17 protein-coding genes are annotated in these 13,744 nt (G+C 33.4%); 2 read left to right on the plus strand and 15 right to left on the minus strand.

From position 1 onward, the window contains the following. Positions 1 to 96: 96 nt before the first annotated feature. The 7 genes from VB776_RS20455 to VB776_RS20485 all read right to left on the minus strand — a co-directional run bounded on the left by VB776_RS20455 (position 97) and on the right by VB776_RS20485 (position 4,731). Entirely contained in the window at positions 97 to 891 is a 795-nt protein-coding gene (locus VB776_RS20455) for a hypothetical protein (RefSeq protein ID WP_323698728.1), read from the minus strand. 79 nt (positions 892 to 970) lie between these two features. Further along, the gene (locus VB776_RS20460) at positions 971 to 1,447 is read right to left on the minus strand and encodes a hypothetical protein (protein ID WP_323698729.1); all 477 of its coding nucleotides are present in this window, start codon (positions 1,445 to 1,447) and stop codon (positions 971 to 973) included. A 413-nt stretch (positions 1,448 to 1,860) separates the two neighbouring features. Next, on the minus strand, positions 1,861 to 2,559 hold the full coding sequence (locus VB776_RS20465) for an SH3 domain-containing protein (protein WP_323698730.1): 699 nt from the start codon (positions 2,557 to 2,559) through the stop codon (positions 1,861 to 1,863). 138 nt (positions 2,560 to 2,697) lie between these two features. Then, the gene (locus tag VB776_RS20470) at positions 2,698 to 3,231 is read right to left on the minus strand and encodes a hypothetical protein (protein ID WP_323698731.1); all 534 of its coding nucleotides are present in this window, start codon (positions 3,229 to 3,231) and stop codon (positions 2,698 to 2,700) included. A gap of 51 nt (positions 3,232 to 3,282) precedes the next feature. Beyond that, positions 3,283 to 3,744 carry a hypothetical protein gene (locus VB776_RS20475; RefSeq protein WP_323698732.1) on the minus strand — a complete coding sequence of 154 codons (462 nt, stop codon included), beginning with the start codon at positions 3,742 to 3,744 and terminating at the stop codon, positions 3,283 to 3,285. A gap of 396 nt (positions 3,745 to 4,140) precedes the next feature. Continuing rightward, complete coding sequence (locus VB776_RS20480; RefSeq protein ID WP_323698733.1) at positions 4,141 to 4,311, minus strand: hypothetical protein; 171 nt, start codon at positions 4,309 to 4,311, stop codon at positions 4,141 to 4,143. Between the two features lie 21 nt (positions 4,312 to 4,332). Beyond that, on the minus strand, positions 4,333 to 4,731 hold the full coding sequence (locus VB776_RS20485) for a hypothetical protein (RefSeq protein ID WP_323698734.1): 399 nt from the start codon (positions 4,729 to 4,731) through the stop codon (positions 4,333 to 4,335). A 142-nt stretch (positions 4,732 to 4,873) separates the two neighbouring features. Here VB776_RS20485 and VB776_RS20490 point away from each other — a divergent pair, with 142 nt between their 5' ends. Together VB776_RS20490 and VB776_RS20495 are read left to right on the plus strand one after the other, a co-directional pair. After that, complete coding sequence (locus VB776_RS20490) at positions 4,874 to 5,350, plus strand: YdeI/OmpD-associated family protein (RefSeq protein ID WP_323698735.1); 477 nt, start codon at positions 4,874 to 4,876, stop codon at positions 5,348 to 5,350. A gap of 77 nt (positions 5,351 to 5,427) precedes the next feature. Then, positions 5,428 to 5,982, plus strand: coding sequence for an NADPH-dependent FMN reductase (locus VB776_RS20495; RefSeq protein ID WP_323698736.1), 555 nt, complete (start codon positions 5,428 to 5,430; stop codon positions 5,980 to 5,982). 49 nt (positions 5,983 to 6,031) lie between these two features. On the opposite strand, the gene VB776_RS20500 is transcribed toward VB776_RS20495, so the two are convergent. The 8 genes from VB776_RS20500 to VB776_RS20535 all read right to left on the minus strand — a co-directional run bounded on the left by VB776_RS20500 (position 6,032) and on the right by VB776_RS20535 (position 13,632). Then, the gene (locus VB776_RS20500; RefSeq protein ID WP_323698737.1) at positions 6,032 to 6,286 is read right to left on the minus strand and encodes a SemiSWEET transporter; all 255 of its coding nucleotides are present in this window, start codon (positions 6,284 to 6,286) and stop codon (positions 6,032 to 6,034) included. A 294-nt stretch (positions 6,287 to 6,580) separates the two neighbouring features. Beyond that, positions 6,581 to 7,528, minus strand: coding sequence for a phosphatase PAP2 family protein (locus VB776_RS20505; protein WP_323698738.1), 948 nt, complete (start codon positions 7,526 to 7,528; stop codon positions 6,581 to 6,583). Then, entirely contained in the window at positions 7,509 to 8,045 is a 537-nt protein-coding gene (locus tag VB776_RS20510; RefSeq protein WP_323698739.1) for a DUF4833 domain-containing protein, read from the minus strand. Before VB776_RS20510 ends, VB776_RS20505 begins: the two co-directional genes overlap by 20 nt. Next, positions 8,035 to 8,739: a CDP-alcohol phosphatidyltransferase family protein gene (locus VB776_RS20515; RefSeq protein WP_323698740.1), complete on the minus strand. Its 705-nt coding sequence runs from the start codon at positions 8,737 to 8,739 to the stop codon at positions 8,035 to 8,037. Before VB776_RS20515 ends, VB776_RS20510 begins: the two co-directional genes overlap by 11 nt. Before the next feature lie 27 nt (positions 8,740 to 8,766). After that, positions 8,767 to 11,379 (minus strand): DUF5686 and carboxypeptidase-like regulatory domain-containing protein, encoded by a 2,613-nt coding sequence (locus VB776_RS20520; RefSeq protein ID WP_323698741.1) that lies wholly within the window; start codon positions 11,377 to 11,379, stop codon positions 8,767 to 8,769. Beyond that, entirely contained in the window at positions 11,360 to 11,773 is a 414-nt protein-coding gene (locus tag VB776_RS20525; RefSeq protein ID WP_323698742.1) for a GtrA family protein, read from the minus strand. The genes VB776_RS20520 and VB776_RS20525 overlap by 20 nt, the downstream gene beginning before the upstream one ends. Before the next feature lie 3 nt (positions 11,774 to 11,776). Beyond that, a complete protein-coding gene (locus VB776_RS20530) occupies positions 11,777 to 12,238 on the minus strand; it encodes a phosphatidylglycerophosphatase A family protein (protein ID WP_323698743.1) in 462 nt (153 codons plus the stop codon). Positions 12,239 to 12,297: 59 nt separating this feature from the next. Then, positions 12,298 to 13,632 carry an inositol-3-phosphate synthase gene (locus VB776_RS20535; protein WP_323698744.1) on the minus strand — a complete coding sequence of 445 codons (1,335 nt, stop codon included), beginning with the start codon at positions 13,630 to 13,632 and terminating at the stop codon, positions 12,298 to 12,300. Between the last annotated feature and the right edge of the window lie 112 nt (positions 13,633 to 13,744).

Consider the following 13,744-nt stretch of genomic DNA (forward strand, 5'->3'; position numbering starts at 1 on the left):
TTTTAGCAGAAACAAAATACAGAAAAACCCCGAAAATTGCCAGTATTGACACTTTCCCGGGGTTATTTTATTGGTAATATATTGATTATTAAATATTTACAAGATTAAAGGGAAGCCTACTATATCTTCTTTCCTTAGCCACCCTTCTATTTTATTAATTTTAGTTATTTTAGGGTCAGGATAAAATATAATCTGAACATATTTCCCTTCCTCATTAACGACTCTAGCTGCATCACCTTTAACAAGATATTTTTTAGTTTTCACATCTCTACTTTGGTATATGTATGCTTTAGGCACTTGAACATGCGCATATAAAACTTCTTTATATACTACATTTCGTAAATCTCCGAATAGTTTTTCAAAACTTGCTTCCGAAAAAGGTATGCGTTCTTTGGTAGGATAAAGTATTTGACGAACTAATTTTTTACGCTCAAAATCCTCCCCTTTTTCATAATAAGCTCTATAAACCTCTTGCTTACTAAGCAACCACTCATGGTTCTCTTCGGCATAAGTAAAATAACTATAATATCGGTTCCAATCTTGCTTAGTTGGTTCATTGATTACAAGAAATGTATTATTATCAATTGATTTGATTAGATTATATGTTAGCGATAAAAGTTTTTTATTGATAGCTTGAAATTGATAGTAATTATTGCCTTTGTTCACATACAAAGCCAAACTTCGAGCTACTTCTCCCGCAGGAACAGGATTGTTTTTATAAGATTTGTATTTCAATACTAATAAAACATCCTCTAATTTGTCATTATTAATATCCATGAATAAGGTATCAACAATTCTTGCGTTTGAAGCATTGGGAATAGAATCTAGTTTTATCTGTGAAAAGGCATTAATGCTAGTCAGCAAAAAAATTATATATACTTGAATCTTCATAATTTTATTTTAGCAATAACTTTATATCCCCCAGCGAGTCGTAGGCTTGTTACTAAGCCCTGTTGCAGATGACTCCCATCTATTGCATATTATAAATTTGGTATTTACCATTACGATAGAATACTATTTCACGGTTATTGCTAATCTTGGGGTCTCCGTAAATACGTATTTCTTTGATACTCTTACCATTGACAATAACCTCTGGAGCAGGTACAGACCTAGTAGGTACATATTCCTCTAGGATATTTCCAACTACCTTATCTATCTCTTCCAGTACTCCACTACTTCCTTTCAAAAAGTGAGAATTCAACTCTACAATAAATAAAACACCGTCTAAATAAAAGTACCCAGCCAAAGGATTCCCTGAGTACTTGTAGTAATTAGTCGGCGTAGTATATAATGAAAAACAATGATTGAGTAAACTATCTTTTTTCAAAGAATGCTCTTCCTCTCTTAGTACAACTATAAATTTCCCGTTAACTAAATTAGTGCTGTGATTTAAAGTTCCTAAATATTTTCTCAAAGCCTCTGTTCTTACCGAGTCTTTGATTGTCATTTCAAACTTTCCTATTTGAGCATTGATAGCGATACTTGAAATAAATGATAGAAATATCACTAATGATAGAATTGTTTTGTTTTTCATGTTGCGTTAATAATGTCGAAATTATTCTTACTTTAAAGTTTGGGGGTAATAAAAATAGCTTCCCCATAAATTCTACTTAACACCACATCAATGTTGATACTTTATTTTTCTATCCTTAGTTAGGTATAAAGTGTTACTTATCATATATACCCCCTCAAGTATATCTCCTTCTTTTTTGAAATACTTGATAGAGCTTTTGATAAAGGCAATCATAGAAGTGTCTTTTACCACCAACTGGGGTAAATCTGGTAATGAATCTGTTTGTGCTTTGCTTTGGCTTATACAAAACACAAAAAGTAAGAATATTATAAGGTGTTTTTCATGAATTATGTTTTTTTAATATTCCAGTAAGTTGGTTCAGCACTTTTATTTGTAAGCTGTTCAGCTTTAACCCAACCTTCTAATAATGCTTTTCCCCAATAGCGAACTTTCACCCACCCTTTCCGTCGAAATAAAACCTCTACTTCTTCATCCTTTTTTAGGGAATTAAATGAAGGTACATTGGGTGTAGTATTCAAATTGACATTATCTTCTTTACAAAAAAGATATTCCGATTTATCTCTTTCCAATAAAAACATTGTTTGGTCAATTCCGACTTTCAAATATTTTTGTGTTAACAAAAGCTGAAGAGAAAGGTAAGGCAAAGGCAGTCTTGGTGAGCGAAATTGATAAATCCCCATCCATGGCTGAGGATAAACTCCTGATTTTTGCAAAGCAATAGAATCTCTTTTATCTGTTGCACATATAAAACAGTTACCTCCATTACTTTCTAAGGTAGCTATGTTGAGACTAAGGTTTTCATACATTCCCATAAAGTTTCCATAAACTCTAGTTCCTTGTATATGAATTTTATGTCCTTGTTCTGGATAAGTTTTCGCTAATTCCTCTTTTGTAAAATCTGGATTTACTGCCATCTTAAAAACCCAATGCCCTTGAAATTGTTGGAGGGTATCTAGCTGTGTATGCTGCCCAATTACAGTATATGTAGTTAGTAGAATTAGCATTATAGTTTTTTTAATTTCCATCACATTCTGTATTAGGTATTGAAAAATTCACTCATTAATGTGGCTCAAACCTCTTACCACTGTTTATGTCTTCACAAACAATTAGACCGCTTTCCACTTAGTTGTTCGTGAGACACGAATAACGACAAAAATCATGTTCTAGTCCATTGATGATTCCTCTGTATGGATTTGAGCTGACTGTAAAAGTTTCTTTTCCTCTATTTCCTCTTTTATTCGCATGATATATTGAACTAGATAAACAGCAAAGAAGTTAAAACCCAAGGTTATTAGTTCTTTGTCAGTATTTATGTTGATTTGAAATCCTGAAAACGAGAATCTGGTATCAAATTTAAAATCATTGGTGTAATCAATACCAACTCCAAGATAAAGCCCTGCTACAAATTTGAAGGCGAAACCCATTAATGCAAAACTAAATATTTGTAAAGACTGATTGATAGTTGATAGTTTCAATCCTAGTTCATATTCTCCTTTCAGCAAAAGCCGTCCACAATAAATTGAAAATGAGTAAAGTCCGACTGCTAACAAATAAATTAGCAATACAAGTCCTGTTATTGTAACAGTTTGTGCTATTAGGTAAATTGTCAAAACAATACCTATTATCCCACCAGCAATTTGATAATATGCTAGTCGCTTTAATTTTGTTTTTAGTTTGTTCGGTAGTTTGATATTCATTGTATAGACTAGTGGGGAAGCTTTACTTAACACTTGAACAAGTAAGATAATTTAACCATCAATTAAAATTTCTTTAGCATCAAAGTCAGACATTGTCAACGTAAACGTATGATTTCTGTCGTGGTCTGTTTCAAAAGCAATCTCCCAAATTATTGGTTTGTCTTCACATCTTGGAAGTCCCAAATAAACTGCTTCAAACTCATTTTGAAAATTTTCTATTTTAAAACCTTCTTTCCAATTTCCAAATTCGTCCTCAATTAATGGTGTAATTGATTTAGTTATTACGGAATAATTAGTTTCAATACTTTTGAAAAAGTCAATTTGTTTTTGCGTTGGTCCAGTTTCATTTCCTTTAATTCCAATTTCTATAATCTTGTCAGTAGGTGTAAAATATCGTCTGCATTCATAATAACTTTTAAGAGGGTCTTTTTTGTCTATTAGAAAAAGCATTGTTCCAAAAAAGTCATTATTAATTTTTGTCGATTTACCGAAAATAAAATCTAAAATTCCCATTTTATGTGTTGTTTTTATAATTGGTAGCAGCCCACTATTACATGAAAGTAAAGTACTCCTTCTTCTATTTTCTAAATCTATTAAATCTCTTACCATTTTTTGTTCGTGAGACACGAACAATGGCAGACGTTTCAAATTATTTTCCTTCTATTAAAATCTATTAGTTACCTTAAAAACTCTCTAATCAATTCACTCCACAAACTACCATTTTCCCTTACATTTCCCAAACCTTCAACTAATTCATTTTCAAAAACTTATTAAACGGTATTTTATTTTTATCTTGTGATAAATTTATAAGGCTAGTTATTGTGTTTTCTGGCTTAATTGAGGCATTTTGCTATACCCTAAACTTATCTTTACTCTCATTACTTTAACGCCAATCCACTTATGGCTCAATCAATCTTTATTAGCTATTTTTTCAATTTCTTTTGGCACTATTTTAGAAGTACCTAAGCTTTTTACAAAAACATTTGAGTGCTTTGCAGGATTCTTTCCTGTCTTTGCTCCATCATTAGCGGGCTTCACAAAATATTTTCCCGTAATTTCAAAAACATTTGAGTGCTTCACAAAACTCTTTGCTATCTTTGCTCAATCATTAGCGTGCTTCACAAAATATTTTCCCATCATTTCAAAAATATTTGAGTACGTTGCAGGATTCTTTCCCACACTTGCTTTATCATTAGCGGGCTTCACAAGTTCACTTCCTACTCTTCCTTCATTATTAGCGGACTTCACAAGATTATTTCCTGTTCTTGCTTCATCATTAGCGGGCTTCACAAATTTACTTCCCACTCTTCCTTCATCATTAGCGGGCTTTGCAGGATTCTTTCTCACTCTTGCTTTATCATTAGCAGACTTCACAAGATTATTTCCCGCTCTTCCTTCATCATTAGCGGGCTTTGCAAGATTCTTTCCCACTCTTGCTTTATCATCAGCGGGCTTTGCAAGATTCTTTCCCACTCTTGCTTTATCATCAGCGGGCTTCACAAGATTACTTCCCGCTCTTGTTTTATCATTTGTAGGCTTTGTTTTGTTCTTTTCTCTATAAATTATTTAACCTTGCTGAATTTGCTTTTTGATACATTCATTAATAGCTTTATTTGTTCAATTTTATTAACCATCAAGCGTCTTGGAAAAGCCTTTAATTGATAAAAAATATTTACTTGAGAAGTTCCCAGGAAAAGGTGGATGGACTTATGCGGTTATTCCTGAGGTTTTACAGGATAAACATTCACATTTTGGTTGGGTGAAGGTTAAAGGCTTTATTGATGATTTCGAATTGAAAAGTTATCGTTTAATGCCTATGGGCAATGGGATGCTTTTTTTGCCTGTTAGGGCTGAAATCCGTAAAAAGATTGGGAAAAAAGAGGGCGATTGGGTACATGTAAAACTCTTTGCTGATAATGATGTACTAGAAATTCCTAAAGAATTGATGCTTTGTTTAGAAGATGAACCTCAAGCCTTAAAAAACTTTTTGACATATACAGAAAGTGAACAAAAAGCCTATATTGATTGGATATTAGGGGCTAAAAAAGAAGAGACAAGAATAGAACGTATGGCAGAAACCGTCAATAAAGTATTAAAAGGATTAAAATTCAGAGATTAATTGCTTAAAAATTTGTTATCAGGCTATAACAACAGCTCATTAACAATATTTACAGTGTCTAAAAGACATTTAATCTGATGAAAATTAAACATAATATTTTAGCCATTTCTGGTAGTACCCGAAGTAATTCCTCTAATCATCACCTTATCAACGCTTTCGCAAGTCTATTCGCTGATTCACTGATTGTTAACACATTTGATGGGATTGATAAGCTTCCTCATTTTAATCCAGATACAAAAACGGAAGATATTGATAGTATTGTTACTGATTTTAGAAGTCAAATTAACAAAGCAGATGGCGTTATTATTTGTACACCAGAATATGCACATGGAATTCCTGGCAGTTTAAAAAATGCAATTGACTGGACGGTAGGTTCAGGTGAATTTTCAGGAAAACCTACAGCTTTAATCACAGCATCAACCGATGGAACAATTGGGCATCAGGCACTTTTAGAAGTATTAAGAGTAATTGAAGCAAAAAATATTGAACAATTGCATTTGTTAATACAATTTATCAGAACAAAGATTAGTCAAGAAGGAGAGATAATTGATAAAGATACTTTATCTGCCGTGAAAGCATTAGGACAAAGATTTATTGAGACAATCGCAGCGTCTATTGCAGAGAAAGGATAATCAAAAAAACCTTTAAACACCTTTCTTATGAAGGTCGTTTAAAGGTTTTTTACATTGATTTTCTGTATTTATATTTAAAAAACAGAATTAATAAAGATAGCATTAAGGTAATAGCATTGGCAGCAATCACTGGTACAGCTTTTGTACTAATTCCATATACTAACCAAAAAGTAACGCCCAAAGTAAACAAAAGAAACATTGCTAAAGAGATGTCTTTTGCAGATTTAGTTTTATAAATCTGTATTACTTGTGGCACGAAGGCGATGGTAGTTAATATACCAGCGAAATAACCTACAGTTTCCATGTTTGTAATGATTTAATTTTAGTTCTACAACACAAACATAACGGAATTATTATATATATCGTTCACAATAGGCTTATTTTCTTCAAATAATACAATTATTCATTTTTTAAATTTAGCTTTTTTTTGTTTGTTAGACTTATTGCTGGAAGGTGGAGATGGATTTTCTTTGTTTTGAAACCTCACCCCCTGCCCCTCTCCTGTTGAGAGGGGAGCTTTCGACGCAAAAAAAGCCCCTTCTCAACAGGAGAAGGGGTTGGGGATGAGGTTATTATTCTTGTTTTCACCGCAATATCGCTACAGTGGTAGTATATACTTAATCATGGGTTTTCTAACAAAAAGGTTAAATAACACTATTCCAAGAACAGCACAAGTAATCCCAGCTAATACATCAATTACATAATGATGATTTGAATATACTGCCGAACACCATATTCCTACACAAAAAATAACGAAGAATACAATAAAATATCCTACTCTTTTCTTGGCTGCAAAGTATAAAACAATCAAAGGATAAGCAGAATGCAATGAAGGCATGGCGGCAAAAACATTGGCATTCTTCTCATAAATTCCTTTGAAGATTGGTGCACCTACGAGTGCATCAAAATGCTTTAAGTTTCCTACATTTCCCATAATGTTAAAATGCTCTATGAAACCATATTCTGCAACATACCAAGGCGGAGCAGCAGGATAAGTATAATAAACCACAAATCCGATTAGGTTTACAAAAAGGAAACAGTAGGTGAAGCTATAAATAAGGGCTTTGTCTTTCCAAAAAGCATAAATGCCAAATAAAAAAGGTACTGGTACCCAATTGATATAAAATAGACCCGAAAGTAAATCTAAAAAGGGCGTATGATACTTTGTAAAATACTCATTCAGCGTAAGTCTTACACCATTATCATTTACTCCGAATAAATACTTCTCAATCTCATAAGGTTGTTTGATATGCACAGGATTAACGGCATAATTGGGAATAATTCTCAGAGAATCATACAGTATCCAGAAGATGACAAAGGGTAACATCGCTTTGACGAAGCTACGAGTTACCCCATTGAGATAAAATAAAATAAGGATTAAAAAGTAAAGTGTTGAATGTTCAGGGCGATACGGCACTACCTGACTAAACCAAATAAAGTAAATAACCGAAATGGATAAAGCTAGGACAATATTTTGCTTGGTAAACCTTAAAAAATTCTGATTCTCTTCTATTGCCCAAAAACGATTAAGGTTTAATTTTTTCATAAATATCATCTCCAGTACTCAAATCTTTGCCAAATACTTCCACATAAAGTACTTTAGGACGAAGGTTACTTCCTTCTGTTTTCACAAAAACATGGTCTAGTTTTGCTTGTTTGTGGTTAATTTCTAATTGTGCAAATGGCTTTTTGTGTTTGTCAAAAGCGATTCTCAATTTCTTCTTTTTATAAGAAACTAACCAAGCCTCAAAATCATTTTCTCGGTTAGTTTCTTTAGAACTGATGCCGTAAGCAAGGAAACTCTGAATCCAAGTAAGCTCCTTTTTTTGCCCTTGTTCTTGATAACGCAACCAATATACGCTTACAGGATTTTCTTTGTCAAAATCCCCATTCGGCAATAAGTTTGCATCATACACAATGGTATTAGTGTTGGCACTTCTTTGGATATAAAATAATCTTACTGGTGAATCAGGTACTTTGGGATAGTTACTTGGTGAAAAGCTTGTTGATAAAGTGAATATTAAGCCAAGTATAAAGTAATTTAGCAATCGTCTATTTTCCATTTTCCTCCAAAGCCTTTTTGGTATGTTCTATTCTTTGTAAAGCAGTATAATTTGATAAAATTGCTACCAAAGTTAATGGAATTGTAAAGATTGAAATAGTTTCAAACCAAGGAATTCGTGGTGAAAAACCTTCTATTCTAAAATCATTTCCAATAATTGGTGCTAAAATGCCACATATCAATGCAGAACCACCAATGATGACGATTCTTTCTGGGCGTTGCATCCAACCAATATCACATTTCACACCTAAACCTTCAGCTCTTGAACGAGTATAACTTACCATTGAAGAACCAATCAAAGCCAAAAATGCGAAAAACGAACTGAATAAGTAATGATGAGAAATCAGGTAATAACAAATTCCTAGAAACATAAACATTTCGCTGTATCTGTCTAAAACGGAATCGTAAAAAGCACCAAATTTACTTGACATATTGCCTACACGAGCCAGCCTTCCGTCAATCATATCAAATACTCCTGCGAATAAAATCATCGCTCCACCCCAACCGATATAACTAAAGTCGCCTCTGAAAGATGCTTCAGCGGCATACACAAAAATACCAGCCGCCGCAATATTCAATACTAAACCAACTGTTGTAATAATATTGGGAGTTACTTTTAACGCAATTAATAGTTTTATAAAGGGATTAATAATTTGATAAATTACTTGTTGTCCCGCAGATTTTAATGTGTACATAGCTTTATGAGATTATTTTTGTTAGCATTAAAAATCAAACTTAAATCTACCACGAATACCATACTCAGATACATTAGGATTATCTAAATATGAAAGACGTTTCACTAAGTCTATTCTAAAGATTTTGAATATATTAGATACGCCAACGCTAGCTTCCATATAAGGCCCATTCGCCAATGAATTCGTTAAGATAGTACCATCTGCCGCTTGTGGAAAACGATACAAACTTAAATTATTCTCTGGTAAATTATTAGCACTTATTCCACCCCAAAGCCCTTTGAAAGTAATTACTTCTCTAAGCTTTAGTTTTTTAATTAAAGGTAATTTATTGAAAATAAAACCATTAAAGTAATGATCTACAAAAATCGCTGCATATTTATCTGAAGCAAATTCCAAAAAGTTCATTAAGTTATAAGATTCTAACTGATAAGAATACGATTGGTTAGCTCTGTGAATCATCAATAATGGATATGGCACTGTTCCAAAAATTTTTCCTCCTTCTGCCGTAATATCTGTATAACCAATAGGCGAAACAAAGAAACGTTTGTTGGCTCTGAAAGTAATATTATGATAATTATAATCGCCTTTCAAGAAATTGGCAATGCCTAAACTATAGCGCAATTGGAAAATCGGATACTTGTTGATAATCGGAATTCTATAGTTTTTACCTTGGTAGAATTGCTCGTTCGGAGCAAACTTTAAGTTGACCGATACTTCAGAACTTGTTAAATCTTTCTCATTATACAATTGCGTATCAGGCGAAGGAATTGAAGTATTATATCTTTCAAATTTCAAAGAACCTGCCGCTTCTTGTGTTAGATTTTTATAACCTAATTCATAACTGATACCATTTCTAGATTCATGACGATAATCCAAACGGAAAATCTTGTTATAAGTCATTTTATCGTTTACTCCTCTTTTGAAAGAAAGTAACACGTTATCTTCTTGAATAAACTGTAATTCCTGACCCGGAATCCTTACTTCTTCTTGATATGACGCTCTTATATAATGGTTTGGAAATTCATAAATCGAATTCTTTCCTAAATTATAGGTTGCTCCTAAATACCCTTTCCAACGTTCGTCTTTAAAACCATAAGCGGCGTAAGTTTCCAAATATAATTTTGGATTCAATTTTGCCATCGTTCTACCACCAAAACGTAAACGGAAGCCTTCAACAGGGTTGAAGCTATAAAATGCGTTAGCTGGTCCAATCTCAAAATCACCAAAATCTTTATAACCAAACAATACCAAACCTGCTACGGTCATCAATCTTTTGAAAGCAGGTACTTGTTGGATACTATCAGCCATTTTGTAAATGCCTTGTTCTACATTGTTCAAGCCTTGGTGCCTCGCATTTGCCCAGAAATCATCGCCTTGGTTTAAAGCCATATCCATCAAGATATTCTTTTGAATCGGCTTGAAAATACTGTTTTCAATTGGTTTGTTTAAAACATAGTTTTGATAGGAAACCGATCGTTTCCCTAAAATTCCTCTTTTGTTTTCTTTCTTGCTAAAACCAAAATCAATTGAAATTTCATCTTTAGTAAGCATCAATTTGTTATCTTCTACTGGGGCAAATTCTTGCTCTACTAAAAGCTCGTTCACGAAGTTTAGGTTGATACTTCTTGGTACGCCTAATTTTACTTTTCTAACTGAAAAATTAGAATCCAAGGAAATATACATATTGCCTACAAAAGCGAAGTCTGTTGGATTTCTTGGTGAAAAACCTAAATTCACACATTTCATATTTTGGAATTGAAGTGTATCCAAAATAACAAAACGATAAAAAGTAGGTGATAAATTAGAAATCGGGCTAATAAACTGGTTGGTCAATAAACTGATATTGCTATCGTAAATATTGATGTCTTCGTACAAACGATTGATGTATGAGGCAATACCGTTGTTATCAATATATTGGTCTAAACCAATTTTCTTTTCTCCTTTAATATATACTTTCTCTTCTTGTGGATTTTTTCTGAAATACACATCAGCAACAGTTTCTTTTAAATAAAGTGGTAAAGAAACATTGCCTGTTGTTTTTGAAGTATCAAGATTATCGAAGATAAATTGAAAGTTTTTAAAAGCTTTCTTCTTCTTATAATCTTCATCAATATTGTTAAGGTTTAATTGAATCTTCTCGTATTTCTCATATTGATAAAAAGCCATTCCTTCTTTGCGGTTTTCATCACGATGGGCAATTACCTTTCTAATTAAAACTACCGCTGGATTGTCTTTATTACGATACTTATCTTTTTTGGCTTTTACCGTTATTTCTGATAAATTTTGAGATTGAGGAATAAGTTTAATGGAAATAGTTTGGCTAATATCTTTTTTGAAAGTTTTTACTTCTGTTTTGTAGCCTATTGAAGAATATTGGATTTTTGTAGCTTGGCTATCTTGAATATCCATGGTATAGTTACCATTAATATCCGATTGAATTCCTTGCTTGGTACCCAATACAATAATGTTAACAAAGGGAACTGCTTCATTGGTTTTACTGTCAATGATTTTCCCTTTTACTTTAGTTTGTTGTCCAAATACGGGCGTCATCGCAACGACGCTGATGAATAAATAACAAACCACTCGTAAAGTATTACTAATGTTCTGATTTGTTATTTTATTAAATAGATATTTTTTCATGATTTCTTGCATTAAACACGAACCATCTGTTCAATCCATAACTATATACTACGAATACGAACGTTCCTACCAATGCTCTTATGATTAGATAATCTGCTGTTATAACTTTACTAAGGCCTAAAACACCGAGGGTATTCATCAATGAATTCCCGGCAGCTACAAGTATATATTTTATTAATTGCCAACGACTTTTCTCAGTTTTTGAATCTTGAAAAACCCAAAATCTCGACAATATAAAACCTACGATTCCACCTAAAAAATTGCCGAATACGGTAGCCCAAACATTTGAAAAACTTAAATAGTGGAACACTAAATAAGATGCCCCAAAATCTACAAAGGTTGCTAGACCTGAAACTGGAATAAAGCGAAAAAAAGGTTTAAAGAAGTTGGACATGGTTTAAAGGAAAAAGATGATAACCTGTAAACATCCATTTGCCCAAATTCCTGCCATTACATCGTCTAGCATTACTCCCCATCCATTATTATATTTTTCAAAACTGCGAATATTGAATGGTTTATAAATATCAAAGAATCTGAATAAGATAAATGCTAAGAGTAGATTTTGCCATGAAAATGGAATAAAGCAAATACTTAAACACATCCCAGCTACTTCGTCGATTACGATTTTAGAGGAGTCTTCGCCCCAATGGCTTTCCATCACAGCAGACGACCACCTTCCTACCAAAGTAAATACGATTGTTAACAGGATTAAGATTGAATGGTAATAAAAGACATCGTTCACCAATCCAAAAATGCCTGCAATCAAACCACAAGCTAACAATGCTCCAAAAGTTCCCGAACCTTTTGGGATAAATCCTAATCCGAGTGCGGAAGCAAAGATTTTATGAAAATTCAACATGATAGAAAAATGGCTCTTGAGATATTTAAAGCAAGAGCCATCTTTTATGGAGTCTGAAATTAGAGTTCTACTTCTGCATCAACATCTTCGTAGTAATCCATACCAAGATTGGTGATTAACTCTTCGCCCATGATATAACGAAGTGTGTTTTCTAATTTTTCCAATTGCTTGAAAATATCATGGATAGGTTCTAATTCTGGTAATGTTTGTGGAGCTTTCCAGTAGAAAGATAACCATTCTTGAATACCTGAGAATTGAGATCTTTTAGCAAGATCCATAAACAAAGCTAAATCAAGTACAATCGGAGCAGCTAAGATAGAGTCACGACATAAGAAATTGATTTTGATTTGCATTTGGTAACCCAACCATCCAAAGATGTCGATATTATCCCAACCTTCTTTGTTATCACCAAGTGGTGGATAATATTCAATTCTTACTTTGTGGTGAATATCGCCATAAAGTTCAGGATTGATGCTAGCATCTAAAATTCCGTCTAATACGTTTCCTTTAGATACTTCTTTCGTTTTGAAGTTCTCAGGAGCATCCAATACTAAACCATCTCTGTTTCCTAAGATGTTTGTAGAGAACCAACCTCTTACGCCTAAAGCTCTTGCTCTAAGACCTGGCGCAACGATGGTTTTCATCAACGTTTGTCCAGTTTTAAAGTCTTTACCAGCGATTGGCGTTTCCGTTAATTTTGCTAATTCTTCTAAAGCAGGAATATCCAAACATAGGTTAGGAGCACCCATTGCGAAAGGAACATTTGATTTCAACGCTGCATAAGCATACATCATTGAAGGAGCAATATCTGGGTCGTTGTTTAAAAGACCAGCTTCGAAGTTTTCTAAAGATGCGTGTACTTCTTTAGCTTCATGATAAATTTCAGTTGAACCACACCAAACCATTACAAGGCGTTCGCAGTCGTTGGCAATTTTGAAATTATCAATATCTTCAATCAAAGCATCTACTAAATCTTGTTTAGTTGCGCCAGTTTTTACGTTTGTGCCATCAAGGTTTTTCACATAACGCTTATCGAAAACCGCTTTCATTGGTTTAATCAATTCAAGTTCATCCTTCACTTGTTCGATTAACCCTCTTTCCAATACTCCTGCATTCACAGCAGCATCGTACATACTATCAGCATAAACATCCCATCCTCCAAATACTAAATCATTCAAATTTGCTAGAGGCACAAAATCTTTAATCTTTGGATTTCTATTTTCTGTGCGTTTTCCTAAACGGATGTTGGCTGTTTGTGTTAGAGATCCTGTTGGCTGAGCAATCCCCTTGCGACTCGCAAGAACGCCAGCAACAAAAGTCGTCGCAACAGCTCCCATCCCTGGCATTAAAATTCCTAGTTTGCCTGTGGCTGGTTGTACAATAATGTCTTTCATAAGATTGAAAATTTAAAATGCTACGAAGAAATTTCAAAAAAGCATACTGGCATAATCCTAACTCTTCGAATTATAACATTAACTATATATTATTAAAAAAAAGTATTTAGAT

The organism is Arcicella gelida, from assembly GCF_034931025.1.
Lineage (GTDB): Bacteria > Bacteroidota > Bacteroidia > Cytophagales > Spirosomataceae > Arcicella > Arcicella gelida.

Excerpts from the sequence above, each read along its gene's own strand:
- VB776_RS20510 (WP_323698739.1), bottom strand. The coding sequence starts at position 8,045 with ATGGAAAATAGACGATTGCTAAATTACTTTATACTTGGCTTAATATTC.
- VB776_RS20465 (WP_323698730.1), bottom strand. The coding sequence starts at position 2,559 with ATGGAAATTAAAAAAACTATAATGCTAATTCTACTAACTACATATACT.
- VB776_RS20515 (WP_323698740.1), bottom strand. The coding sequence starts at position 8,739 with ATGTACACATTAAAATCTGCGGGACAACAAGTAATTTATCAAATTATT.
- VB776_RS20500 (WP_323698737.1), bottom strand. The coding sequence starts at position 6,286 with ATGGAAACTGTAGGTTATTTCGCTGGTATATTAACTACCATCGCCTTC.
- VB776_RS20530 (WP_323698743.1), bottom strand. The coding sequence starts at position 12,238 with ATGTTGAATTTTCATAAAATCTTTGCTTCCGCACTCGGATTAGGATTT.
- VB776_RS20455 (WP_323698728.1), bottom strand. The coding sequence starts at position 891 with ATGAAGATTCAAGTATATATAATTTTTTTGCTGACTAGCATTAATGCC.
- VB776_RS20525 (WP_323698742.1), bottom strand. The coding sequence starts at position 11,773 with ATGTCCAACTTCTTTAAACCTTTTTTTCGCTTTATTCCAGTTTCAGGT.
- VB776_RS20520 (WP_323698741.1), bottom strand. The coding sequence starts at position 11,379 with ATGAAAAAATATCTATTTAATAAAATAACAAATCAGAACATTAGTAAT.
- VB776_RS20535 (WP_323698744.1), bottom strand. The coding sequence starts at position 13,632 with ATGAAAGACATTATTGTACAACCAGCCACAGGCAAACTAGGAATTTTA.
- VB776_RS20495 (WP_323698736.1), top strand. The coding sequence starts at position 5,428 with ATGAAAATTAAACATAATATTTTAGCCATTTCTGGTAGTACCCGAAGT.
- VB776_RS20505 (WP_323698738.1), bottom strand. The coding sequence starts at position 7,528 with ATGAAAAAATTAAACCTTAATCGTTTTTGGGCAATAGAAGAGAATCAG.
- VB776_RS20460 (WP_323698729.1), bottom strand. The coding sequence starts at position 1,447 with ATGACAATCAAAGACTCGGTAAGAACAGAGGCTTTGAGAAAATATTTA.
- VB776_RS20475 (WP_323698732.1), bottom strand. The coding sequence starts at position 3,744 with ATGGGAATTTTAGATTTTATTTTCGGTAAATCGACAAAAATTAATAAT.
- VB776_RS20470 (WP_323698731.1), bottom strand. The coding sequence starts at position 3,231 with ATGAATATCAAACTACCGAACAAACTAAAAACAAAATTAAAGCGACTA.